Genomic DNA, 23,242 nt, shown 5'->3' on the forward strand with positions numbered 1-23,242 from the left:
AACCGGGCCATCACCTGCTGCCACCCTGGATTGGCGGATGCGGTCAAACCGTTATCCTTGAATGCGGGGGCGGGGTTGTGGGTGGGGATGGCTGGGGGTTGTAACTCGAAGCCGCGCTGGCCGCGCCGCCCGGGTCAACCCGGCCCGGTCCAGGACCAGGGTGACAGGTTGCTTCAACAACGCCACATCCATCAGCAACTGATCGAAGGCGCGGTTGAGGAAGGTCGAATAGAGCGCGACCACCGGATGCAGGCCGCCCAGCGCGAGACCCGACGCGGAGGCCAGCGCATGCTGTTCGGCGATCCCCACATCGAAGAGGCGATCCGGGAAGCGCTCCCCGAACGCGGACAGGCCGGTGGGGCCGGGCATGGCCGCGGTGATCGCGACGATGTCCTCGCGGCGTTCGGCGTGCGCGATGAGTTCCTTGGAGAACACCGAGGTCCAGCTGGCCGCGCCGCCCTTGCTCACCGCTTCCCCGGTACGCGGATCGATGGGACCGCAGGCATGCATCTGATCGGCCACATGGTTCTCGGCCGGTTCGTACCCGTGCCCCTTCTGGGTGACGGCGTGCACCACCACCGGGCCACCGAATTCCTTGGCATGGCGCAGCGCCGATTCCAGCGCGACGATATCGTGGCCGTCCACCGGGCCCACGTACTTGATCCCGAGATCGCCGAACAGCTCCTGCGGGCTCACCGCGTCCTTGATCCCGGCTTTAACCGCGTGCACCATCGAATACGCGGAATCCCCCACGCCCGGAATACTTTTCAGGAAACGGCGGCCCGTGTCGAGCATATGTTCGTACACCGGCTGGGTACGCAGCGCGGTCAGCCGTTCGGCCAGGCCGCCGATGGTCGGCGCGTAGGAACGGCCGTTGTCGTTGACCACGATCACCACCGGCCGGTCCGGCGCGCCGGCGATATTGTTCAGCGCCTCCCAGCACATACCGCCGGTCAGCGCTCCGTCGCCCACCACCGCGACGACATGGCGGTCCTGCCCGGTGAGCGCGAACGCCTTGGCGAGGCCGTCGGCATAGGAGAGCGAGGCCGAGGCATGGGAGGACTCGACCCAGTCGTGTTCGCTCTCCGCGCGACTCGGATATCCCGACAGCCCGTCCTTGCGGCGCAGGGTGTCGAAGCCGTCCTTACGACCGGTCACGATCTTGTGCACATAGGCCTGGTGGCCGGTGTCGAAGATCAACGGGTCGGCGGGCGAATCGAATACCCGGTGCAGTGCGAGCGTGAGTTCCACCACCCCGAGGTTCGGGCCCAGGTGCCCGCCGGTGACGGCGACCTTCTGCACCAGGAACTCACGGATCTCGGCCGCCAGCTCCCGCAGTTGCGGTACCGACAGCCGTCGCACGTCTTCGGGCGTATCGACCCGGGAAAGCACTCCCACCTGATTCGCTCCCTCCGGATAGCGCAGTTGATCCGACCAGTCTAGGAGCCGCGGCCGAGTGCTCACCCGACGACGAGGGCTGCGCACCGCCGCACCGGGCCGGATCCGCGGTCCGGCGTATCCGTCCAGCCTAAGGTGAACGACGTATGCCGCGCGAACCGCATGCACTCACGGCTGCGGCGCGCCACACGAGGGCCGCAGATCCGAGGCGAGGAGGCCGGATGAACCATCCGCAGACCGGGACCGTCACCGTATTCGGGCAGGGCACGGTACGTGCGGTACCCGATCTGATCATCGTCGGGATCGGGGTGGAATGCCACGCGAGCACCGTGGGCCTCGCCTACGAACAGGCCGGCCGGCGGCTGACCGCGATCACCACCGCGCTGCGCGACGACGAGGTCCCCGACACCGATATCGCCACCGGAGTGCTGTCGGTGCGTTCGGATATCGCGTGGCAGGACGGTGTATCCAGAATCACGGGATATATCGCCACCAGCGGCCTGCGTATCACCCTGCGCGGGCCTGCATCCGGAGCAGCCGACACCGGGCCCGGCCCGGCCGACGTCATCGCACACGCCGTGGCCGCCGCCGGCGACGACGCACGGCTGGGCGGCCTCCAGCACACCTTCACCGACCGCACTCGACTGCTGACGCGGGCGCGGGATGCGGCCTGGGACGATGCGCTGGACCGGGCCCGCCAGTACGCCCGCCGGGCCGCGCGCGACCTCGGACCGGTGCTCGAGATCACCGAGGACACCGCCTCTCCGGCACCCCGCGCGCCCCAGGAGCCCGGGGGCGTCCGCATGGTCGCGGCGACGAGCCAACCCTCGGTGCCGGTGGAGCACGGGGAACAGGAGATCTCCGCGATCCTGCGGGTTACCTGGCAACTGGGCTGACGCACCGGCCCACCTCGGCCGCGGATGAAGCGCGACCGGACAGCGGCACGTCGGCTGCCGGTCGAACCCCAGCGTTATGTCCCTGACCTGGGGACCGACCAATGCGGGAGTTCACGGCGTTCCTCCAGACCGGCGAGGGGCACGGCGGCCGTCCGAGCGTCGCATTTATCCAGCCCCTGTCCGGGCCGGACGGTGTGCCGCCCACTCCCCGCCGCGGCGCCTCAGCGTTCCAGCAGCGCGAGGCATTCCACGTGGTGGGTCGCGGGGAACGCATCGAAGGCACGCAGCGCACCGAGCCGGTAACCGGCGTCCAGGTACAGCCGGAGATCGCGGGCGAAGGAGGCGGGGTCGCAACCGATGTGCACGATGCGGTCCGGTGCGGCCGCGGTCACCGCGGAGATCACGGGTTTCCCGGCCCCGGCGCGCGGAGGGTCGAGTACGACGACCTGCGGCCGCGGCCCCGCGTGGCGCGCGACCCATCGCTCGACGCGGCCCGCCTGCAGCGTCAGCCACGGCAGGTCGCCGAGCGCGGCATTACCGTCCGCGACCGCGCCCGGCGCGGATTCGACTGCATGCACCGCGCCCGCGGATCCCGTGCGGTCCGCCAGCCGGGCGGCGAATACGCCCACACCGCTGTAGAGGTCCCAGGCGGTCGCTCCCGGGGCCGGATCGGCCCATTCGGCGACGAGGTCGGAATAGCATTCGGCCGAACCTCGATGGGCCTGCCAGAACCCGGCAGCCGACACGTCCCAACGGCGCCCCGCCACGTACTGGACGGCGCGGCCGGTCCCCTCGATCACCCATTCGTCGCGCGCGGTATGCGCGGCGGCGCGGCGGGCCACGGCGCGACGCCGCTGCCCATTCGCAGTGTCGGACGCCGATCCCTCCGGGCCCGCCCGGCGTACGGGTTTCGGCCGGGCACCCCGCCGCCGGTCCGCCGGGCCGCGGCGACCGTCTCGGGCGACCGCACCGCGGTACTCTTCCGGCTGCGATACCGGGGCGAGTTCGACGATATGCCGTTGTCCCTCGTCGTCGATCGCGATCACCAGATCCGCACCGGGCGTCCAGCGTCGCTCGGCGATACCGTCGAGCGCACCGGGAACCGGTTGCGGGCACCGCAGGTCCGGGAGGACCTCGGTACTGCGGTACCGGTGCACACCGGCCCGCCCGGCGGCGTCCACCACGAGCCGGACCCGGGTGCGCCAGCCACCGGCCGAATCGGAAGAGCCGGGCACCGGCTCGACCTCCGGTTCCCGTTCGATCCCGGTGATCCGGTGCAGTTGCTCGGCGACGACCATCGACTTCAATGCGCGCTGCGCCGACGGGGTCGCGTGAGCGAAATCACAGCAGCCGGCGCCGCCCGGGCCCGATACCGGGCACGTTCGCGGCACCCGGTCCGGTGCAGGTTCCAGGATTTCCACCGCATCGGCTCGGCAGAATGCTCCGCCCCGATCCTCGGTGACCCGCGCCGAAACCAGTTCACCCGGCAGCCCGTGCCGGACGAACACCACCCGCCCCTCGTACCGGGCCACACAGAACCCGCCGTGCCCGGGCGGGCCCAGCCGTACCTCGAGCAGGCGATCGCGCCAGGATGCCATAGGTCGTTTTCTCCCTGTCCGCGTTAGATGCTGTCCGGCCGGAGAGCTGCACGGCCGCGCAGGAATCCGGGCGCGACAACCGGATCGCACCGGTCGAGCTCACCCTCATGTCGCCCCGGTCGCGCGATACCACCCCGGCACCGGGCGCGGACCGAGCCGCGGAGGACGCAATACGCCTGCGCGTCCCGCCGGTACCCGCGAACGCCGGCCGGTCGGCGCCGTGCCCGCACCGCGGACTCACCCATTGTCGCCGTACCCGCGGCGTACCGACCCCGGCGCCGCATGTTCGCCCGCGGCTCGGGCCCGCGCCGAGGAACTGAGCTGCCACGGCACGCTGGTCACCATCACTCCGGGCTCGAACAGCAGACGGCCCTTCAACCGCAACGCGCTCTGATTGTGCAGCACCTGCTCCCACCAGTGACCGACGACGTATTCGGGGATGAACACCGTCACCACATCGCGGGGCGCGTCCTTGCGTACCCGTTTCACATAGTCGAGAACGGGTTTGGTGATCTCGCGGTAGGGCGATTCCACGACCTTCAACGGTACCGAGATATCGCTGCTCTCCCAGTCCCGGACCAGGGCGCGGGTGTCCTCCTCGTCGACGTTCACCGTGATCGCCTCGAGCGTGTCCGGGCGACCGGCCCGGGCGTAGGCCAGCGCGCGCCGGGTCGGCAGGTGCAGCCGGGACACCAGCACGATCGAATGGGTCCGGCTGGGCAGAACCCCGTCCCATTCGTGCTCCTCGAGTTCGCGGGCCACCGAATCGTAATGGTGGTGGATCATCTTCATCACCACGAAGATCACCGTCATCGTCACGATCGCGATCCAGGCGCCGGCGAAGAACTTCGTGACCAGCACCACGACGAGCACCGCGCCCGTGGCCACCAGCCCCAGCGCGTTGATGGCCCGGGACCGCCGCATCCGCGACCGCTCGGCCGGATCGGTCTCCCGGCGCAGCAGCCGGGTCCAATGCCGCAGCATGCCGGTCTGGCTGAGGGTGAAGGAGACGAAGACGCCGATGATGTAGAGCTGGATGAGTTTGGTGACCTCCGCGTCGAACGCCACCACGAATCCGATCGCGCCCACCGCCAGGAACAGGATGCCGTTGCTGAAGGCCAGCCGGTCGCCGCGGGTATGCAACTGGCGGGGCAGGAACCGGGCCTGGGCCAGTACCGAGCCGAGCACCGGGAAACCGTTGTAGGCGGTGTTGGCCGCCAGGACGAGGATCACCGCCGTCACCACCGCCACGAAGTAGAAACCGGGCGTGAACGTGTCGAATACCGCGTGCGCGATCTGCGTGACCAGAGTTTTCTGCTGGTAATCCGCCGGGGCACCGATCAACTGCGCCGTGTTCTCGGCGATAACCACATGTGCTTCGCGGGCAACCACGATGATGCCCAGGAACAAGGTGATGGAGATACCGCCGAGCATCAGCAGCGTGGTCGCGGCATTACGCGATTTCGGTTTGCGGAACGCCGGGACTCCGTTGCTGATCGCCTCGACACCGGTCAGTGCCGCACTCCCCGAAGAAAAGGCGCGGGCGAGCATGAAAATCAGCGCTATCCCCGCCAGATGTTCTTCCTCGGCCCGCAGTTCGAACGCGGCCGATTCGGCGCGCACCTCGTCGCCGAGGACGAAGATGCGGATCAGGCCCCAGCCGAGCATCGCGAACATACCGATCAGGAACGCGTACGACAGCAGTGCGAACGTCCGCCCGGATTCGCGCACTCCACGCAGGTTCATCGCGGTGAGCAGGGCGATGGCGGCCACCGCGAACAACACCTTGTGGGTGGCCACGAACGGTATGGCCGATCCGATGGTGGAGGCGGCCGAGGATATCGAGACCGCGACCGTCAGCACATAGTCCACCAGCAGCGCGCTGCCGACCGCCAAACCGGCGGTGGGGCCGAGATTGGTGGTGACCACCTCGAAGTCGCCGCCACCGGACGGGTAGGCATGCACATTCTGGCGGTAACTGGCCACCACGATGACCATCACCACCGCGACGGCGAGTCCGAGCCATGGGGCGTAGGCGTAACCGGCGAGTCCGGATACCGACAGGACGAGGAAGATCTCCTCGGGCGCATAGGCGACCGAGGACATCGCGTCCGAGGCGAATACCGGCAGCGCGATACGTTTCGGCAGCAGGGTGTGGCCCAGAGCGTCACTACGGAAAGGCCGCCCCAGCACCAGTCGTTTGGTGGCGGTCGTCAACTTCGACACTGGACGGAGCATAAGCCCCCGCCCTGCCCGCCGCCGTCAGGCATTACCGGATTACCGGTTTGCCCGGGTTCGGCAGGGGGAATCTGGCAGTGGGCGCGAACCGGCGAGTACGGTTCGTTTCGCGGCAACCGCGTGGCTACGCGGGAACACTCGCCGCGGGGCCGTGCCGCACGATCGGGCGCGGCCTCGGCAGTACGAAGTCAGGAGCGGGATTCACGGTGTACGTGGTGATCATGGGATGCGGACGGGTGGGGGCCTCGCTGGCCCGTGCTCTGGTCCGGATAGGGCATGAGGTCGCCGTGATCGACCGCAACCCGGACGCGTTCCGGCGGCTGGGCGACGATTTCCCGGGCGAACGGGTCACCGGGGTCGGTTTCGATCGCGATGTGCTGCGCCGGGCGGGTATCGAACGGGCCGGCGCGTTCGCGGCGGTCTCCTCGGGCGACAACTCCAACATCATCTCGGCCCGGGTGGCGCGCGAGATGTTCGGTATCGAACGGGTGGTGGCGCGGATCTACGACGCCAAACGCGCCGCCGTCTACGAACGGCTCGGCATCCCGACCATCGCGACCGTGCCCTGGACCACCGACCGTTTCCTGCACAACCTGCTGGGCGATGCGGGCACCACCACCTGGCGCGATCCCACCGGCACGGTCGCCGTCGCCCAGCTGATCCTGCACGAGGACTGGTACGGGCGCACCGTGCGCGAGCTGGAGAGCGCCACCGGCGCCCGGGTCGCGTTCATCATCCGTTTCGGGCAGGGCGTCCTGCCCGACGCCAAAACCGTCGTCCAGGCCGACGACACCGTGTACGTGGCCGCGACCTCCGGTTCCGCCGGTGAGGCCGTCGCGCTGGCCGCGAAACCCCCAGCGAACAAGGACTGATCATGAAGGTGGCCATTGCCGGAGCCGGGGCGGTCGGCCGCTCCATCGCGCGCGAGCTGCTGCGGTCGGGGCATACGGTCATGCTGCTCGAACGCCAGCTCGACCATATCGACCGGGATTCGGTGCGCGACGCCGTCTGGGTACACGCCGACGCCTGCGAACTTCAACTGCTGGAGGACGCGGGCCTGCAGGACTACGAGGTCGTCATCGCTGCCACCGGCGACGACAAGGCCAATCTGGTGCACAGCCTGCTGGCCAAGACCGAGTTCGGGGTACGCCGGGTGGTGGCCCGGGTCAACGATCCCCGTAACGAATGGCTCTTCGACGAGGCGTGGGGTGTCGATGTCGCGGTCTCGACCCCGCGGCTGCTGGCGTCGCTGGTCGAGGAGGCGGTCACGGTGGGCGATCTGGTCCGGTTGATGACGCTGCGGCAGGGGCAAGCGAACCTCGTCGAACTCACTCTGCCGCCCGATACCACCCTGGCCGGCAAACCGGTCCGTAGTCTGCGGCTGCCGCGCGATTCCGCTCTGGTCACCATCCTCCGTGGCGGGCGGGTGATCGTGCCGCAGCCCGACGATCCCTTCGAAGGTGACGACGAACTGCTGTTCGTCGCCTCTACCGAGGCGGAGGAGGAACTGCGCTCGGTGCTGGCACCGATCGGCACGGCCGAATCCACGGCCGCCGCAGCGGGCCTCACGCCCTCGCAGGACGCCGAATACTGACCACCCGACAGCATTCGGCCGCTCCACCCGCGACGGGTCTCAAGCGGCAACGGGCTGCTCGGCACGGGCCCGCAGTTTGTTCAGGGCCCGGTACTGCATGACCCGGACGACCCCCGCGCTGGTACCCAGTTCTGCCGCGGTTTCGGCCGCGCTCAAACCGAGCACGATCCGCATCACCAGCACCTTCCGGTGCACCGGGTTCAGCTGCTGCATGAGCTCGCGGGCCACCGCGCCCCGTTCGGCCGCCAGCGCCCATTCCTCCGGACCCGCCGCCGTCGACGCCAGCTCGGGAATATCCGCTACGGGGTAGGCGGGGTGGACCTGTGCCCCGCGAAAGGCGTCGGACACCTTGTTCGCCGCAATTCCGTAGACGAAGGCGAGGAACGATTTCCCCTGGTCCCGATAGCGCGGAATCGCAGCGACGGTGGCCATCAGGACTTCCTGGGTCACATCGTCGGCCGTCACATGGAGATGGGCCGGGTTTCCCAGCCGGGTACGGCAGTAGCGCTGCACCAGGGGTTGCACCAGCCGCAGGATTTCGGCTACCGCGCGGCGGTCACCGGCGGCCGCGGGCTCGACCAGGAGATCGAGTTCGGCGGACACCAGGCGGCTCTGTGACCGCACCGGATGCTCACGCCCCCGCTCCGGACGTGTGATCGTGTGCTGCTCGGTACGCATTCGCCAGTCCTCTCGGCAGATCGTCTTCTGTAACGATCGTCCGATGAACGGCGCTGTCGGGATAGACACCAAAGGGTGGGTCATCCGCCACCCTGGCGGCCGAGCGCATACCGCGAATGTTCGGGTCAGGCGGCGTGCCGTGCCGAGGAGGCCGGCAGATGCCCGGCCCGGCGTACCGCCCAGACGGTCACCACGAGGGCCAGTGCGGTGAGCGGCCAGCCCATCGCGATCCGCGCGGCGGCGAGCCAGCCCGTGCTGTCGGCCGCGTACAGATGGTGCTGGACCAGGTAGCGGGCGCCGAAAACGAGCACCCAGGCGGCGGTTGCCGCATCGTAGAGCCGGACCACGCGGGAATCGGTGCGCCAGCCGACGCCGTGGCCGTTGAGTACGCCCCACACCACGCCGACGAGCGGGCGGCGGATCAGTATCGAGATCAGGAAGGCGGCCCCGTAGACGAGGCTGGTGTAGATGCCGAACAGGAAGAAGCCTTTGGCCTCCCCCACCCGCCAGGCGATCAACGCGCAGATCCCGACGCCCAGGAATCCGGAGATCGCCGGTTGGATCGGTTCGCGGCGCACCAGCCGCCAGACCAGCACGGCCCCCGCCACGCCCAAAGCCGCCCAGATCGCCACGGTGAGCCCGAGCAACGCATTCGCCGGAACAAACACCAGCACCGGCAGGGTGGAGTAGATCAGACCGGAGAAACCGCCCAGCTGTTCCAGCAGGGTCTGCTGCGCGGGCTCGGCGCGCTCCTCATCCGGGATATCGTCCGCGGACGATTCCGGTGTGGGGACGGTCCGCGGTAGCGGCGTGGTGGCGTACTCGTCGCTCGATGCCATGCGTCAGCTGTTTCCGCGCAATTCGTAGTAGGGGTTGTAGATCACCTTGCGGCCCTCGCGTTCACCGATCCGGCCGCGCACCATGATGTGCCGGCCCGATTCGATACCGGGGATCCGGCGTCGCCCGATCCACACCAGCGTGATGGCATCGGTGCCGTCGAAGAACTCCGCCTGCACATTCGCCCCGGCGGCCTGCGGACACGAATCGACGCTGCGCAATCTGCCCAGCATCGTCGCCTCCTCACCGCGCCGGCACTCCGAGACCCGGCAGGCACCCGAAGCGTCTGCCGACTCCGCCAGTTGCTCGGCATCGAGCTGATCGAGATCCTCGGTCAACCTGCGGCCGAGCCTGCGAAAATATCCTGTTGCGGACTTGGCGCCCGCTTTTCTTCCGGCCGAGGAAGACATCGCTTGCTCTCCTGCTGCGCGGACGGCGTGGGTCGCACGTCATCCGAGATTCTCTGCTACGGCCCGGCTGTGGCCGCACCCGCCACTGTAGATGGGTACCGGCGGCACCGCTACGCTCGGTCCGGTGTTCGATTCCCCACGTCCGGCAGTCGTGGTCGCGCTTCCCGGCACCGGCTCCGATGCGCATTTCGCCCGACGCGCCTTCGAGCCCGCCTGCACCGCACGCGGGCTCGAGCTGATAGCGGTCGACCCCGAACCGGGCGCGGTGATCGCCGGCTACCTCGCCGCCCTGGATACCGCCGCGGCCCGTGGCCCGGTCCTGGCCGCGGGTATCTCCTTGGGGGCGGCGGTAGCGCTCGAATGGGCCGGCCGCCGCGCAGCCGAGGATGTGGCGGGCGTTATCGCCGCACTGCCGGCGTGGACCGGCCCCGATACAGCGCATTGCCCCGCCACGCTCAGCGCCTCGGTCACCGCTGCGCAACTGCGCGCGGAGGGTCTCGAACCGGTCGTCAACCGGATGCGGGCGAGCAGCCCGCGCTGGCTCGCCGACGCCCTCACGCGTTCATGGCGCTCGCAGTGGCCCGGACTGCCGGATGCCCTGGAGGAGGCCGCCCAGTACAAATGGCCGGAGGCGACGCTGCTGGACACGCTGGCGGTCCCGCTGGCGGTGATCGCCGCTGCGGACGATCCGGTGCATCCGGTCGCCGTCGGCCGGGAATGGGCGCGCCGCGCGCCGCGCTCGGTGATCACCGAGATCACCCTCGACGAACTCGGCGCCGATCCCGCGGTAGTGGGCCGGCTCGGCCTGCGGTACGCCCGCTGACCGAACACGGCCCCCTCGGCCGCCCCTGAAGGGGTGACCGTCAGCCGCGGCCGAGCTGCTGCATCGCCGACCCCTCGGCCCCGCGCCGCGGCTGTTGTGGCTGCTGCGGAGGCAGCACCGAACCGGTCTGCGCCGGTCGCGGGGTGTTCTGCTGCGCGGCGGCGGTCTGCTGGGCCTGCTGTTGCTGCTGCTGATGGGCCGCGGTGAGCTGCTCGGCGAGCTGTTGCGGGAGCACCACGGGAAGCGGTTCCCGTACCGGGAGCGCATCGGTGCCGCGGCGGATGATCGTTTCGCTGAGCACCGCCCGGGCCGCGGCCACCAGCGGGCTGCCGACCGCGGTGGACCCCGACGGACCGGCCGCCACCAGGCGAATCATCCACCGATAACCGTCCACACCGATGAACCGCAGATCGGCCCCCTCGGTGACGGCGACAAGTTCGCGCCCCCACGGCCCCTTCTCCACCGAGACCCGGGCGCCGTCCTTGCGCAGCGATTCCGCGAGGTCGGCCGCCACGGTGCGCCACTGCCCCTTGGATTTCGGTGCGGCATACGCCGCGACCGTGATCCGCCCGTGTTCGGTGGCCAGGTGCACCGCCTGCGGGGTGCCCTGCGGGGTCATCTCGACCTGCAGCTGCCCGCCCGGCGGCACCGGCAGGATCACCGACCCGAGATCGAGCCGGGTATCGGTGAATTCCGCCAGCACCTCGGCGACATCGTCGTAGTCGTAGGGTCCCCGCCGGTGCGGTTCGGTATCGGGGTCGTCGATCGCCGCGTCGTAGGCGTCGCTGTAGGCGGCGCCGCCGTACCCGTCGTCGTAGCTGTCGTCGTGGTCACCGGGATACTGCTCGTCGGCGGCGCGGTGATATCCGCCGTCGTCGTAGTCGTCGTACTCGCCCTGGTAGTCGCCGGTGCGGTATTCGCCGGTGTCGTACCGTTCGTCCTCGGATCTGCGTCCGCCCGATTTCCGTCGTCCGAACATGTCAGGCCTCCTCGCCGTGGGCGCCGTCGGCACCGTTCGGCATCAAACTCGCGTGTCCCCCGCTGGACCCGTATCCACCCGCGCCGCGCACGGAATCGTCGAGCCGGTCCACCGCCACGAAATCGGCCAGTTCCACACGTTGCACCAGCAACTGCGCGATCCGGTCGCCGCGGCGCAATTCGATGGGTGTCCGTGGATCGTGGTTGATCAGGCACACCTTGATCTCACCGCGGTATCCGGCGTCGATCGTTCCCGGCGTGTTCACCACGGACAGACCCGTCTTGGCGGCCAGACCGGACCGGGGATGGATGAGCCCGACCGTGCCCACCGGCAGCGCGATCGCGATACCGGTACCGACCAGCACCCGCTCTCCCGGCTCCAGGACGACATCCTCGGCGGTGCACAGGTCCACGCCCGCATCGCCGTCGTGGGCGCGACTGGGCATGGGAATCCCCGGATCCAGCCGGAGCAGTGGTATCGGTGAGAGTGCGTTCACGTCCGACCAGCCTACGCGCAGACCCGGCGGGCATGTCGCTTAGTGTGGAGTCGTGTCCGACCAGCCCCGACTCACCGAATCCGGCCACTCTGTGCGGCCGGCGACACCTGTCCATCGCGAGCGCCTCTGGGTACCGCTGTGGTGGTGGCCGGTGGGCTTCGCACTCGCCGCCCTGCTCGCCGCGGAGGTCCATATGGGAGCGCCCGGCCTGCGGGCCTGGCTGCCGTACGTGCTGCTGCTCCCGATCCCGGTCTGGGTTCTGCTCTGGTTCAGCCGGCATCGGGTCGAGGTCGCTGCCGACAGCAGCGGAACACCGGAACTGCGCGTCGACCGTGCGCATCTGCCGGTCTCCTTCGTGTCCCGTGCGACGGTGGTGCCCCGCAGCGCCAAGACCGCAGCCCTGGGCCGCCAGCTCGATCCGGCCGCCTATGTCCAGCATCGCCCGTGGATCGGCACCATGGTGCTGCTGGTGCTCGACGATCCGGATGACCCGACGCCGTACTGGCTGGTCAGCACCCGCCGGCCCGAAGAGGTACTGGCCGCGCTCGGGATCCCGAGCGCGGAATGACCTCGCGCCGCCGTCAGGCCGCGCAATCCATGCAGATCATCTGACCGCCGGCCTCACTGGCCAGGCGGCTGCGGTGATGTACCAGGAAGCAGCTCGAACAGGTGAACTCGTCGGCCTGTTTCGGAACCACCCGAACTGTCAGCACTTCCTCGGACAGGTCCGCGCCGGGGAGCTCGAACGACTCCGCGGTATCGGATTCGTCGACATCCACGACGGCGGACTGGGCTTCGTTGCGACGCGCCTTCAGCTCCTCGAGCGAATCCTCCGAAACATCGTCGGTTTCGGTGCGCCTCGGTGCGTCATAGTCGGTTGCCATGTCGTCTTCCCCTCGTCCTTACTCCGTATATCCGGATCGGCGTACGCCATCGGTGTCGACCGCGGCAGCCGCCCCGCCGGTGGTGCACTTCACATGCGTACCGGTCTCCTATCAGCGTGAATCTGTGGACACACCGCCGATAGCGTCCGGACAACGCGTGAGTTGCCCTGCTTGTTCCCGCGACCGATCGCCGATTTACTCACCGATGTTTCGGTCTGGGCGGGCAGACAATAGCGGACCGTGCGGAAATTGTCGCAATCGAAACCCAGCCGTGTCGAAACCGCCGGGCAATCGATACGCGGGGTCACGGCGCCGTGATTGGCGCCGGTCCGGCGCGCCCGCCGGCGACCGGGTAATGCGCGGACCCCGGACTCGGGTACGTACAGTATCGACGTGGTTTCACTGATCACCGAAGGCAGTTCGACGGATGCCAAAGGCCGTCCCTACCCGCGCCGGCGGATGCGCCCCTGGCTCATTCTGGTCGTTGTGCTCACGCTGATCTCCGCAGCTCTGTGGACCAGTGCCCTGGCCACCAAAGACGACGATTACACGCCGATGGCCTGTAATGCGCCGAGTCCGGCAACCGACCCCAAGGCGGCCCCGCAGCCGCTACCCGGGCAGCGGCTGAGCGCGGACTCGCTGGCGGACGTGGAACCCGCTCCGATGGCGGATACGAAGGTGCGCGTCCTCAACGCCAACGGCCAGCGCGGGCAGGCCGCGCACGTGGCCGCGCAACTCGGCGATCTCGGGTTCCGCAGCGTATCCGGCGACCCCTACGGTAACGATCCGATATATGCCAACGGTGATCTCGAATGCACCGGGCAGATCCGGTTCGGCGAGAGCGGTCGCCCGGTCGCGGCCGCCGTCCAGCTGGCCGTGCCCTGTGCCGAACTCATCGAGGACAAGCGCAGCGACAACAGCGTCGACCTGGTCCTGGGCGCGGTGTTCGGCGGTGATCTGCAACCGAACAACGACGCCGAAGAGGTGCTGCGGTCACTGAAGAACCCGGTGAGCGGCGAGAGCCCGGAAATCGACCCCGATATGCTCGAGGCGGCCCGGACCGCGCGCTGCTGAGGGCGCTCAGGCGTCCGGAATCGGCGCCGACAACTGCAACCGGTCCAGCAACGCGAACAGTTCCTCGCTGATCCCGGGCGCGGCGGCCACCACCAGCGCACCCGCGGATCCCGCGGTCGCCAGCGGAGGCAGGCGCAGCACCGCGCCGGCCTCGGCGGCGATCAGCCCACCGGCCGCCCAATCCCAGGGGTTGAGCCCGTGCTCGTAGTGGGCGTCGACCCGGCCTTCGGCGACCATGCACAGATCCAGCGCGGCCGCGCCGATGCGGCGGATATCGCGCACATGGGGCAGCAGTTCGGCGACGTAGGCGGCCTGCCGGGTCCGCCGCGCGACGCCGTAGCCGAAGCCGGTGGCGACCAGCGCCATCCGCGCCGAGCGCACCGGGTTACAGCGCAGCGCAGTCGCGTTTCCGCCCGGGCCGATCCGGTCGGCTCCCAGGCCCGCTCCGGCGGCGTACACCGTCGAGGCGGCGATATCGGCCACCGCGCCGGCCACCGGGCGCCCGGCGCGTACGGCAGCCACCGAGACTGCGTACGCGGGGATCCCGTACAGGAAGTTGACCGTGCCGTCGATCGGGTCGACCACCCAGACCACGTCGTCGTCGCCGGCCGCGGACAGATCGCCACCACCTTCCTCGCCGAGGATGTGATCGCCGGGGCGCAGCCGGGCCAGTTCGTCGCGGATCAGCTGTTCGGTTTCGGTATCGACGACGGTCACCGGGTCGGTCGGGGTGCTCTTGGTGCGGACCGCGGTATCCGCCATGCCGGCGGGCCCGAATACCTCGGGCCGGCGGGCCCGGACATGGGCGGCGGCGATACCGGCGAGATGGGTGGCGATCCGGCGCAGCAGCACGGCGTCGGCGGGAGCGGGTTCGGTGGCAGCGGTCAGGGACCAAATCGATTCCGGCACGCCCACCATCGCAGCACAGATCCTGCGGTCCGGGCATGCGGGCGCGCACATTACTCTTGTCGTGCACACCACACCGGCCCGAGTCGGCCCGGGGGCGGCGAGCGCGGGCCTAGTGGCGGATCAGCGCCGTTCGAGTACCCGCGCATACCCCGGCGCCGGACGACAGCAGCCTGCACAGGGAACGAGGGAAACTCGCATGTCCGCTCGACGGCACGCGTTCGGGATCGATATCGGCGGCAGTGGCGTCAAGGGCGCCGCGGTCGACCTCGACACCGGGGAACTCCGGCACGAACGCATCAAGATCGCCACCCCGCAACCGTCCACTCCGGACGCGGTCGCCACGGCCGTCGCGCAACTGATCGCCCAGGCCGGCTGGGACGGGCCGGTGGGGCTCACGCTGCCGTGTGTCGTCCTCGACGGCGTCGCCCACACCGCCGCCAATGTCGACAAATCCTGGATCGGTACCGATGCCCGGACCCTGTTCTCCGATGCCCTCGACGGGCGCGAGGTCACGGTCCTCAACGATGCCGACGCGGCGGGGCTGGCGGAAGATCGTTTCGGTGCCGCCCGCGATATCGACGGCCTGGTCCTGCTGCTGACCTTCGGCACCGGAATCGGGTCGGCGCTGCTCAACAACGGGACCCTGGTCCCGAATACCGAACTCGGTCATCTCGAGATCGGGGGGATGGAAACCGAGCACCGGGCCGCGGCCTCGGTGAAAGAACGTGAAGATCTGAGCTACCCCGAATGGGCGACCCGGGTCAGCACCGTGCTGCGCGGGCTGGAGGATCTGTTCTGGCCGGCGGTTTTCGTCGCCGGCGGTGGGATCAGCCGCGACGCCGACCAGTGGATTCCACTGCTCACCAACCGCACCCGGGTGGTCCCCGCCGATCTGCGCAACACAGCGGGTATCGTGGGCGCGGCCATGGCTGTCGATGCCGGAATCACCCCCTGAAGATGTCCGCCGCGCAGGCAGGGGCACACTGGTCGATCGTTACAATGGAAGGACCCCGGCGGTGAGCCGGACACCCGACCGGCGTTTTAGCCGGTAAACCCGACAGACCGCTCCGCCGGAATACTACTCTGGCGTGACGCCGCACGAGACCGTCACGAAAGGGCGTACGTGGTAGCCACGAATACCCGTCAGACAGCCGAATCGGCCGACGCCGAGGCCACGGAAGTTCCCGCGGCACGCCCGGCCCGCAAGGCCGTGGCCAAGAAGGCCCCGGCCAAGAAAGCCGCCGCCAAGAAGGCTCCCGCGAAGAAGGCGGCGGCCAAGAAGGGCGCGGCCAAGAAGGCCCCTGCGAAGAAGGCCGGTAGCGCAGGCGCACCCGGCCCGGGTGAGGAGCAGCCGGACGACGAGTCGCTGGATGTGGCCGATCTCGGGGATCTCGAGGTCTCCGAGGACGATCTCACCGACGAAGGCGACGAACTGGTGGCCGAGGTCGCCGGGGAGGAACCCGAGGCCGAGACCGCCGAACCCACCGCGGCCGATAAGGCCTCCGGTGATTTCGTCTGGGACGAGGAAGAATCCGAGGCGCTGCGCCAGGCCCGTAAGGACGCCGAACTCACCGCCTCCGCGGATTCGGTACGCGCCTACCTCAAGCAGATCGGTAAGGTCGCGCTGCTCAATGCCGAGGAGGAGGTCGAACTCGCCAAACGGATCGAGGCCGGCCTCTATGCGGCCGAGAAGATGCGCGAGTTCACCGAGGCCGGGGAAAAGCCGCCGGTCGCGATCCGCCGCGATTTCAACTGGATCATCCGCGACGGCAACCGCGCCAAGAACCATCTGCTCGAGGCGAACCTGCGCCTGGTGGTATCGCTGGCGAAGCGCTACACCGGCCGCGGTATGGCCTTCCTGGACCTGATCCAGGAGGGCAACCTGGGTCTCATCCGCGCGGTGGAGAAGTTCGACTACACCAAGGGCTACAAGTTCTCCACGTACGCCACCTGGTGGATCCGGCAGGCCATCACCCGCGCCATGGCCGATCAGGCCCGCACCATCCGTATTCCGGTGCATATGGTCGAGGTCATCAACAAGCTGGGCCGTATCCAGCGCGAGCTGCTCCAGGATCTGGGTCGCGAACCCACCCCGGAGGAGCTGGCGAAGGAAATGGATATCACCCCGGAGAAGGTGCTGGAGATTCAGCAGTACGCCCGGGAGCCCATTTCGCTGGATCAGACCATCGGCGACGAGGGCGACAGCCAGCTCGGTGATTTCATCGAGGATTCCGAGGCCGTGGTCGCGGTGGACGCGGTGAGCTTCACGCTGCTGCAGGATCAGCTGCAGTCGGTGCTGGAGACCCTGTCCGAACGCGAGGCGGGCGTGGTGCGGCTGCGGTTCGGTCTCACCGACGGTCAGCCGCGGACCCTCGACGAGATCGGCCAGGTGTACGGGGTCACCCGTGAACGTATCCGGCAGATCGAATCCAAGACCATGAGCAAGCTGCGCCATCCGAGCCGCTCCCAGGTCCTGCGCGACTACCTCGACTGAGGTACTTCGGGCACCTGCTCCGCGCCACGGCCCCTGAATACGCCGGAACCTCGGTTCCCGCGATACTCAGGGGCCGTGGCGTGTCCGGAGCCGGGTCACCGCCCACCCTCTTCGAGGGGCGCCGCGGGCCCCGGTAGCACCGGATCCCGGGACATATCCTTCAGTTCGACGCCGGAGCGGCCGAGCCGGTGCGCGCCGGCGACCAGTCCCGCCGTCACCTCCGCGGCCCGCCGGTAATCGAGGCCTTCCGGCGGATGGATATTGGAAACGCAGTTGCGGTCCGCATCGGTGGCCCCCGGACGCGGCCGGTGGGTGAGGTAGATGCCGAGACTGTCCGCGACCGATAGGCCGGGACGCTCCCCGATCAGCACGAGAACGGTCGCCACCCCGAGCGCGGCACCGATATGGTCGCCGAGCGCGACCCGGGCCTGTGTGGCTAGCACGGGCACGGCGATCGAATAGCGCGGCCGCAGTAGTTCTACGATCGCCTCGAGCAGTAACGGACCGTGCTCGGTGAGCGCCCGGGCCGAAAGACCGTCCGCGAGAACCACGCCGATGGACGGCTTCTCCCCGGCGCCGGACCGAACCGGGTCGAGGGGGATCGGTCCCTCGGCCGGTAGCCGGCCCAGGTCGGGCCGGCGCAGGTATTCGGCGCGGTCTCGCGCCCGGCTCGGTACGTGGACCGGTTCACCGAGCCCGAGGGCGCCGACCCGCGCCGAGAAGGCGGTCACATCCAGCGCGGTATGGACTGCGTCGCGGGCGCGGGCATGCGCCGCGGCGAATTCGAGCACCCGCCGGGTCGGCAGCGCGTCACCGGCCCTGCCCAGGCCGATCCGCGCCTGGGTGAGCGTGCGTAATCCGGTCCAGAACGAAGGGCCGGAGTCGTTCTCCGCCTGCTCTCCGCCGCTGCCGATTCCCATGGTCACCACGCCCTTCCGCCCGGATTCATCATCCACCCGAACCGCCTGCGCCGCGCTGTATCCGAATCCGAGCCGGCGACGTACATGCCGGCGGCATACGTGCCGCACTCCGGCCCCGCTGCGGGAACCGGCCCGCACGGTGGCGACGCCGGGTCCGGTTCGCTGCTACCTCTACAACAGGGCGCGCAACGGCGAGGCGGACGGCGGTATCGCCCGCACCCGGCCCGTATCGTCGAGCATCCCGAGCCTGTCCAGCCAGCCCGCGAATTCGGGAGCCGGCCGCAGCCCGAGCACTCGGCGCGCGTAGAGCGCGTCGTGGAAACTCAGGCTCTGGTATCCGAGCATCACATCGTCGGCGCCGGGCACCGCGATGACGAAGGCACACCCGGCGGCACCCAGCAAGGTGAGCAGGGTGTCCATATCGTCCTGGTCGGCTTCGGCGTGGTTGGTGTAGCAGACATCCACCCCCATCGGCAGGCCCAGTAGTTTGCCGCAGAAATGGTCCTCGAGGCCCGCGCGAACGATCTGTTTGCCGTCGTACAGGTACTCCGGCCCGATGAACCCGACCACCGTGTTCACCAGAAGCGGTCGCAGTTCGCGCGCCACCGCGTAGGCCCGCGCCTCCAGCGTCTGCTGATCAACCGGCTGCCCGCCCGTACCCAGATGCGCGCCCGCCGACAATGCCGAGCCCTGGCCGGTTTCGAAGTACATGACGTTATCGCCGATGCTGCCGCGGCGTAGGGAGCGCCCGGCGTCCTCGGCTTCCCGCAGCAGCGCCAGGTCCACCCCGAACGCGGCGTTCGCGGCCTGTGTCCCCGCCACCGACTGGAACACCAGATCCACGGGTGCGCCCGCGGCGATCAGCTCGATGGTGGTCGTGACATGGGCCAGGACGCAGGATTGGGCGGGGATGTCGAAGCGGGTGCGGATATCGTCGAGCAGTGCCAGCAGATCGGCCGCGGCCCGCGGGGAATCGGTGGCGGGATTGATTCCGATCACCGCGTCGCCGCAGCCGAGCAGCAGACCGTCCAGCACGGCGGCCGCGATACCGCGCGGATCGTCGGTCGGGTGATTGGGCTGTAATCGGGTGGCGAGCGTACCGGGCTGCCCGATGGTCGTCCGGAAGGCCGACTGCACCCGGACCGCCCGCGCCACCGCGATGAGATCCTGGTTCCGCATGATCTTGGCGACCGCCGCGACCATCTCCGGGGTGAGACCGGGACCCAGATCGCGCAGCGTCGCGGCCGGATCCGAGATCCCGTCCCCGGCCGCAATACTCAGCAGACGATCGCGCAGATCCCCCACTGTGCAGGAGGCGATCGGCGCGAACGCGATCCGGTCGTGGGTGTCCAGGATCAGCCGGGTGACCTCGTCGGTCTCGTAGGGCACCACGGGCTGTTCCAGGAACTCGGTCAACGGAAGATCGGCCAGCGCCCACTGGGCCGCGGCCCGCTCGGCGTCCGTGGTCGCGGCGCATCCGGCCAGTTCGTCACCGCTACGGCGCGGGGTGGCCTTGGCCAGCACCTCCACCAGACCGTCGAATCGATAACTCGTACCGCCCAGTTGCTGGGTGTAGACAGTCATCCGCCGGTCCCGTCCGTCCGGGCCGCTGCTCACCGGCCCAGCGGGCCGAGAAGGCATGCGGCCGAAATACGCCGTGACCGAAAACAATACCGGCAGTATCGCCCGCGTATCGGCCGAGCAGGCTCCACGTCGGACCGTGCCGGGATCCCGCTACCCGGCTCCCGTGGGAGATCGTTGGGCGCCGGCCGTGTGACTGTCCGCGGTCCGTCGGCCGCGGCGGCCACCTGGGCAGAAGCGTCGACCGCCAACACACCTCGGTCATCATCACAACGATGCGCGGGCGTGTTCGCTACGACGGCAGATCGTTATTTCGATGGACGCCCGGCGGCGAACCGTGTGCTGAGATTGAGGAATGCAACGGTGGTCGGCGTTATCGGCGACGGGCAAGGACATCGTTATCGCGGTCGTCTGGTTCACGTTCGGCTCGCTGCTGTATCTGGCCGGCTTCCATATGTTGTTCATCTCCGCCGACGGCCCGTCCACACCGCTGGCGCCACGGTTCGCGCTGCTGGCGATGGTGTGCGCGGTGCTGCTGGTGCGGCGCCGGGCGCCGATCACCGCAATGGTGGTGGGGCTGATCCCGCTGGCGTTCGATCTGATGCTCGGGCCGACACTGCCGGTGTGGCTCGTCTACTCCGATCTCATCTATGCGGCGGTCGTCTACGGCACCCGGCGCCAGATGCAGGGGGCGGTGGTGGCGTGGCTGGCGCTGTCCGCGACGGCCGCGGGCGTGGTGCTGGCGATGACCGAGAACTGGCGTTTCATGGTGCTGGCGCTGATCATGGCGGCGGCCTTCGTGGGCACCTCGCTGTGGTGGGGACTCACGGTCCGCGCACATATGGAGACCGCCGCGGCCGAACGCGCCCGGCGGCGTGCGCTGACGCAGGTGGCGGAACTGGACCGCCGGGCGGCGGTGGCCGACGAACGCAAGGCCATGGCCCGCGATCTGCACGATGTGATCGCCGGGCATCTGTCGGCGATCGCCCTGCAGTCCGAGGCGGCACTGGCCGGCATGAACGGAACCGGCGCCGATCCGCGGCTCACCGGCATCCTGACCGCCATACGCACCAACAGTGTCGAGGGCCTGCAGGAAATGCGGACCATGATCGGGCTGCTGCGCCGGGACAACGATGCGACCGAAACCACCGCGCCGGGCCGGCTGGCCCAGTTGCCGGGGCTGGTCGCGGTGGCCCGGCAGGCAGGTATGCGGGTACGGGTACGACAGGACACGGCGGGTCACCCGGTGGCCGGCGCGGTCGATCAGGCGGCGTACCGGATCGTCCAGGAAGCTGTGACCAACGCGATGAAGCACGCACCCGGGCAGGAGGTCGATATCGAGGTGCACACCGAGACCGGAACGCTCGTCCTGACAGTGTGCAACCCGCTCCCTGCCGAGGAAGCAGCACCGGCCGCCCTCGATACCGGCGTGGAGCCGCGCGGCCTGGCGAATATGCGCGAACGCGCGACGGCGCTGGGCGGCACCTTCCGGTCCGGCCCGGAATCCGGGTTCTGGTGGGTGCAGGCACGCCTGCCGTTCACCGCAACCGCGGAACCCGTGGGGGAACCACTGTGATCCGGGTGCTCCTCGCCGACGATCACGCGGCGATCCGGGCCGGGCTGCGCATGATCCTGGACACCGCCGGCGATATCGACGTGGTGGGCGAGGCGGCCGACGGAGCGGTCGCACTCGCCCAGGCCCGCGCCCTGCGACCCGATGTGGTGCTGATGGACGTACGGATGCCCGGGATGGACGGTATCGCCGCCACCGCCCGGATCACCGGCGACAATCTGGCCCGGGTCCTCGTGCTGACCACCTTCGACCTCGACGAATACGTGTTCGGCAGCCTCCGTGCGGGGGCCGGCGGTTTCGTCCTGAAATCCGCGTCGGGACCGGCGCTGATCGAGGCGGTCCGGTCGGTCGCCGCCGGAGACGGTGTCCTCGCGCCGGAGGTGACCCGCGCGGTGATCCAGGCCTTCGCGAGTACGAACTCCTCGCCCCGGCCGGAGCCACCCCCGGGCCTGGCCGATCTGACCGGCCGGGAACGCGAGGTCCTGGACTGCCTGGGCGCCGGATTGTCCAACGCGCAGATCGCCGCCCGGCTGTTCATCGGGGAGACAACGGTGAAAACACATGTCTCGCGGGTACTGGCCAAGCTGGGACTCCGGTCCCGGGTGCAGGCCGCGATCCTCGCCCGGGAACTGGCCGCAGAACCGGACGACGAATCGGGTGCGTGGCTGTAGCGCCGGGGGCGGTCCGTACCGGCCCCGCGGATCCGGGCCGAACAGGTCGTGGCCGGATCTTCGCCGATATCTCGGCCGGCGGCTCGTTGTTTCCTCTCCGGCCTTGGGCGAGGGTTCTCAGGCGGCCCGGTCAGCCGGTCAGTGGCGGGTACATTCCGTCCGGTCCCGGGCGATACGGTTCCACGCCGATCACGGCCGACACCGGAAGCGGACCGTACAGGTGCGGGAACCGCAGCGCGGGATCGTCGCCTGGAACACCAGGTTCCCACCGCACCGGGGCGTTCAGTCGTGCGGGGTCGAGCCGGAGCAGCACCATATCGGTTCGGCCCGCGAAAAGCCGGTTTGCCGGCAAGTGCACCTGGTGCGGCGCCGACAGGTGCACGAAGCCCTCGGTGGCCAGGGAGGCCGGCCGATGCGCGCCGGATTGCCGCGCGGTGGCCCACTCACCGGGAGAACAGAGGTGAACAAGGGTGTGAGTGTCACAGGGCACGGGTAACCTCCGATACACAACTCGACAAGTCGTACAGGGCAGCGGAACACCGGTATTCCACGCCCGGCCGGAGGTGTTCGCCACAGGCGGAAACCGCTGGTCGTGTTAGGGAAAACACAGTCGTTCCCCACGGGGAACAAACCCAATGCCCGGAACGTCTGACAGAGTAGTCATACCACTGCTGGGAAGTAGCGGAAGCGAGCCCGCGGAGTGACCACGGGCCTCACACCAGGTGAACGGTCTTTGTGCCGGAAGCCAGGACGGAGGAGTCATGCCAGGAACCCTGACTAGCACCCCACTGACCGCGGTCGATCGCTGCGATCGCTGCGGGGCGGCGGCCCGTGTGCGTGCCGTTCTGCCCGCAGGTGGCGAGTTGCTCTTCTGCCAGCATCACGCGAACGAACATATGGAACGACTGCGTGAGCTGGACGCCGTGATCGACACGGAGTCCGCTCCCGCCCTCTGACCGTCCGCGCGTCCGACACAACAGCATCGAACAACAGAACACCGCTTATTCGTGGCGGGGGGGGGGGCGCGCCGCGGCCCCCCCCCCACACCCCCGGCGGCCGCCACCGGGCCCCGCCCGCGCAGCGGTTGAGGGGCGTCCAGCGGCCGGGGCTGCACCAGCACTCCTGGATTGAGGACACCTGCCGGATCGAACAGCGCCTTGAATCCCGCGAAAACGGCGCGGACCTCGGG

23 protein-coding genes and 1 pseudogene are annotated in these 23,242 nt (G+C 69.2%); 11 read left to right on the forward strand and 13 right to left on the reverse strand.

The features are described from left to right. Positions 1-132: 132 nt before the first annotated feature. A pseudogene (gene dxs / locus QH196_RS09875) lies at positions 133-1,398 on the reverse strand (1-deoxy-D-xylulose-5-phosphate synthase); the annotation flags it as partial. 221 nt (positions 1,399-1,619) lie between these two features. On the opposite strand from dxs, the gene QH196_RS09880 reads away from it, so the two are divergent. Next, positions 1,620-2,294, forward strand: coding sequence for an SIMPL domain-containing protein (locus QH196_RS09880; protein WP_280415460.1), 675 nt, complete (start codon positions 1,620-1,622; stop codon positions 2,292-2,294). Positions 2,295-2,515: 221 nt separating this feature from the next. On the opposite strand, the gene QH196_RS09885 is transcribed toward QH196_RS09880, so the two are convergent. Both QH196_RS09885 and QH196_RS09890 read right to left on the reverse strand, forming a co-directional pair. Next, positions 2,516-3,892 carry a class I SAM-dependent RNA methyltransferase gene (locus tag QH196_RS09885; RefSeq protein ID WP_280415461.1) on the reverse strand — a complete coding sequence of 459 codons (1,377 nt, stop codon included), beginning with the start codon at positions 3,890-3,892 and terminating at the stop codon, positions 2,516-2,518. Between the two features lie 237 nt (positions 3,893-4,129). Then, positions 4,130-6,118: an APC family permease gene (locus QH196_RS09890; protein ID WP_280415462.1), complete on the reverse strand. Its 1,989-nt coding sequence runs from the start codon at positions 6,116-6,118 to the stop codon at positions 4,130-4,132. Positions 6,119-6,336: 218 nt separating this feature from the next. On the opposite strand from QH196_RS09890, the gene QH196_RS09895 reads away from it, so the two are divergent. Both QH196_RS09895 and QH196_RS09900 read left to right on the forward strand, forming a co-directional pair. Continuing rightward, positions 6,337-7,002 carry a potassium channel family protein gene (locus QH196_RS09895; protein WP_280415463.1) on the forward strand — a complete coding sequence of 222 codons (666 nt, stop codon included), beginning with the start codon at positions 6,337-6,339 and terminating at the stop codon, positions 7,000-7,002. A 2-nt stretch (positions 7,003-7,004) separates the two neighbouring features. After that, entirely contained in the window at positions 7,005-7,724 is a 720-nt protein-coding gene (locus tag QH196_RS09900; RefSeq protein WP_280415464.1) for a potassium channel family protein, read from the forward strand. Positions 7,725-7,763: 39 nt separating this feature from the next. Here QH196_RS09900 and shbA read toward each other — a convergent pair whose 3' ends face one another. The 3 genes from shbA to QH196_RS09915 all read right to left on the reverse strand — a co-directional run bounded on the left by shbA (position 7,764) and on the right by QH196_RS09915 (position 9,649). Beyond that, complete coding sequence (gene shbA / locus QH196_RS09905; protein WP_280415465.1) at positions 7,764-8,402, reverse strand: RNA polymerase sigma factor ShbA; 639 nt, start codon at positions 8,400-8,402, stop codon at positions 7,764-7,766. Between the two features lie 125 nt (positions 8,403-8,527). After that, entirely contained in the window at positions 8,528-9,241 is a 714-nt protein-coding gene (locus QH196_RS09910) for a DUF3159 domain-containing protein (RefSeq protein ID WP_280415466.1), read from the reverse strand. 3 nt (positions 9,242-9,244) lie between these two features. Then, positions 9,245-9,649 carry an OB-fold nucleic acid binding domain-containing protein gene (locus QH196_RS09915; protein WP_280415467.1) on the reverse strand — a complete coding sequence of 135 codons (405 nt, stop codon included), beginning with the start codon at positions 9,647-9,649 and terminating at the stop codon, positions 9,245-9,247. Between the two features lie 91 nt (positions 9,650-9,740). Between QH196_RS09915 and QH196_RS09920 the strand changes: the two genes are divergently transcribed. Continuing rightward, positions 9,741-10,472 (forward strand): alpha/beta fold hydrolase, encoded by a 732-nt coding sequence (locus tag QH196_RS09920; RefSeq protein WP_432278190.1) that lies wholly within the window; start codon positions 9,741-9,743, stop codon positions 10,470-10,472. Positions 10,473-10,512: 40 nt separating this feature from the next. Here the strand turns inward: QH196_RS09920 and QH196_RS09925 are convergent, their stop codons facing one another. Both QH196_RS09925 and dut read right to left on the reverse strand, forming a co-directional pair. Then, positions 10,513-11,451, reverse strand: a complete 939-nt coding sequence (locus tag QH196_RS09925) for a DUF3710 domain-containing protein (RefSeq protein WP_280415469.1) — start codon at positions 11,449-11,451, stop codon at positions 10,513-10,515. A gap of 1 nt (position 11,452) precedes the next feature. Next, positions 11,453-11,947 carry a dUTP diphosphatase gene (gene dut / locus QH196_RS09930; protein ID WP_280415470.1) on the reverse strand — a complete coding sequence of 165 codons (495 nt, stop codon included), beginning with the start codon at positions 11,945-11,947 and terminating at the stop codon, positions 11,453-11,455. 52 nt (positions 11,948-11,999) lie between these two features. On the opposite strand from dut, the gene QH196_RS09935 reads away from it, so the two are divergent. Beyond that, a complete protein-coding gene (locus tag QH196_RS09935; protein WP_432279464.1) occupies positions 12,000-12,515 on the forward strand; it encodes a DUF3093 domain-containing protein in 516 nt (171 codons plus the stop codon). Positions 12,516-12,528: 13 nt separating this feature from the next. On the opposite strand, the gene QH196_RS09940 is transcribed toward QH196_RS09935, so the two are convergent. Beyond that, complete coding sequence (locus QH196_RS09940) at positions 12,529-12,831, reverse strand: DUF4193 domain-containing protein (RefSeq protein ID WP_195054574.1); 303 nt, start codon at positions 12,829-12,831, stop codon at positions 12,529-12,531. A gap of 393 nt (positions 12,832-13,224) precedes the next feature. Between QH196_RS09940 and cei the strand changes: the two genes are divergently transcribed. Then, positions 13,225-13,905 (forward strand): envelope integrity protein Cei, encoded by a 681-nt coding sequence (cei, locus tag QH196_RS09945; protein WP_280415471.1) that lies wholly within the window; start codon positions 13,225-13,227, stop codon positions 13,903-13,905. Positions 13,906-13,911: 6 nt separating this feature from the next. On the opposite strand, the gene QH196_RS09950 is transcribed toward cei, so the two are convergent. Next, positions 13,912-14,814 carry an inositol monophosphatase family protein gene (locus QH196_RS09950; RefSeq protein WP_432278191.1) on the reverse strand — a complete coding sequence of 301 codons (903 nt, stop codon included), beginning with the start codon at positions 14,812-14,814 and terminating at the stop codon, positions 13,912-13,914. A gap of 196 nt (positions 14,815-15,010) precedes the next feature. Between QH196_RS09950 and ppgK the strand changes: the two genes are divergently transcribed. Further along, positions 15,011-15,769: a polyphosphate--glucose phosphotransferase gene (ppgK, locus tag QH196_RS09955; RefSeq protein WP_280415472.1), complete on the forward strand. Its 759-nt coding sequence runs from the start codon at positions 15,011-15,013 to the stop codon at positions 15,767-15,769. A gap of 168 nt (positions 15,770-15,937) precedes the next feature. Continuing rightward, the gene (locus tag QH196_RS09960; protein ID WP_280415473.1) at positions 15,938-17,308 is read left to right on the forward strand and encodes an RNA polymerase sigma factor; all 1,371 of its coding nucleotides are present in this window, start codon (positions 15,938-15,940) and stop codon (positions 17,306-17,308) included. 95 nt (positions 17,309-17,403) lie between these two features. Here QH196_RS09960 and eutC read toward each other — a convergent pair whose 3' ends face one another. Both eutC and QH196_RS09970 read right to left on the reverse strand, forming a co-directional pair. Then, positions 17,404-18,228 carry an ethanolamine ammonia-lyase subunit EutC gene (gene eutC, locus QH196_RS09965; RefSeq protein WP_280415480.1) on the reverse strand — a complete coding sequence of 275 codons (825 nt, stop codon included), beginning with the start codon at positions 18,226-18,228 and terminating at the stop codon, positions 17,404-17,406. 171 nt (positions 18,229-18,399) lie between these two features. Then, on the reverse strand, positions 18,400-19,812 hold the full coding sequence (locus QH196_RS09970; RefSeq protein ID WP_280415474.1) for an ethanolamine ammonia-lyase subunit EutB: 1,413 nt from the start codon (positions 19,810-19,812) through the stop codon (positions 18,400-18,402). Positions 19,813-20,164: 352 nt separating this feature from the next. Between QH196_RS09970 and QH196_RS09975 the strand changes: the two genes are divergently transcribed. Both QH196_RS09975 and QH196_RS09980 read left to right on the forward strand, forming a co-directional pair. Then, positions 20,165-21,385: a sensor histidine kinase gene (locus tag QH196_RS09975; RefSeq protein ID WP_280415475.1), complete on the forward strand. Its 1,221-nt coding sequence runs from the start codon at positions 20,165-20,167 to the stop codon at positions 21,383-21,385. Continuing rightward, complete coding sequence (locus tag QH196_RS09980; RefSeq protein ID WP_280415476.1) at positions 21,382-22,053, forward strand: response regulator transcription factor; 672 nt, start codon at positions 21,382-21,384, stop codon at positions 22,051-22,053. The genes QH196_RS09975 and QH196_RS09980 overlap by 4 nt, the downstream gene beginning before the upstream one ends. Before the next feature lie 130 nt (positions 22,054-22,183). Here the strand turns inward: QH196_RS09980 and QH196_RS09985 are convergent, their stop codons facing one another. Next, on the reverse strand, positions 22,184-22,543 hold the full coding sequence (locus tag QH196_RS09985) for a DUF952 domain-containing protein (protein ID WP_280415477.1): 360 nt from the start codon (positions 22,541-22,543) through the stop codon (positions 22,184-22,186). 271 nt (positions 22,544-22,814) lie between these two features. On the opposite strand from QH196_RS09985, the gene QH196_RS09990 reads away from it, so the two are divergent. After that, on the forward strand, positions 22,815-23,009 hold the full coding sequence (locus QH196_RS09990; protein ID WP_030521621.1) for a DUF7455 domain-containing protein: 195 nt from the start codon (positions 22,815-22,817) through the stop codon (positions 23,007-23,009). Positions 23,010-23,242 lie beyond the last annotated feature (233 nt).

The sequence above is a fragment of the Nocardia carnea genome, assembly GCF_029868325.1.
GTDB classification, from domain to species: domain Bacteria; phylum Actinomycetota; class Actinomycetes; order Mycobacteriales; family Mycobacteriaceae; genus Nocardia; species Nocardia carnea_C.

Coding starts and splice junctions, on each gene's coding strand:
- QH196_RS09880 (WP_280415460.1), top strand. CDS start 1,620: ATGAACCATCCGCAGACCGGGACCGTCACCGTATTCGGGCAGGGCACG.
- QH196_RS09885 (WP_280415461.1), bottom strand. CDS start 3,892: ATGGCATCCTGGCGCGATCGCCTGCTCGAGGTACGGCTGGGCCCGCCC.
- QH196_RS09900 (WP_280415464.1), top strand. CDS start 7,005: ATGAAGGTGGCCATTGCCGGAGCCGGGGCGGTCGGCCGCTCCATCGCG.
- shbA (WP_280415465.1), bottom strand. CDS start 8,402: ATGCGTACCGAGCAGCACACGATCACACGTCCGGAGCGGGGGCGTGAG.
- QH196_RS09910 (WP_280415466.1), bottom strand. CDS start 9,241: ATGGCATCGAGCGACGAGTACGCCACCACGCCGCTACCGCGGACCGTC.
- QH196_RS09915 (WP_280415467.1), bottom strand. CDS start 9,649: ATGTCTTCCTCGGCCGGAAGAAAAGCGGGCGCCAAGTCCGCAACAGGA.
- QH196_RS09920 (WP_432278190.1), top strand. CDS start 9,741: ATGGGTACCGGCGGCACCGCTACGCTCGGTCCGGTGTTCGATTCCCCA.
- QH196_RS09925 (WP_280415469.1), bottom strand. CDS start 11,451: ATGTTCGGACGACGGAAATCGGGCGGACGCAGATCCGAGGACGAACGG.
- QH196_RS09940 (WP_195054574.1), bottom strand. CDS start 12,831: ATGGCAACCGACTATGACGCACCGAGGCGCACCGAAACCGACGATGTT.
- ppgK (WP_280415472.1), top strand. CDS start 15,011: ATGTCCGCTCGACGGCACGCGTTCGGGATCGATATCGGCGGCAGTGGC.
- eutC (WP_280415480.1), bottom strand. CDS start 18,228: ATGGGAATCGGCAGCGGCGGAGAGCAGGCGGAGAACGACTCCGGCCCT.
- QH196_RS09970 (WP_280415474.1), bottom strand. CDS start 19,812: ATGACTGTCTACACCCAGCAACTGGGCGGTACGAGTTATCGATTCGAC.
- QH196_RS09975 (WP_280415475.1), top strand. CDS start 20,165: ATGCAACGGTGGTCGGCGTTATCGGCGACGGGCAAGGACATCGTTATC.
- QH196_RS09990 (WP_030521621.1), top strand. CDS start 22,815: ATGCCAGGAACCCTGACTAGCACCCCACTGACCGCGGTCGATCGCTGC.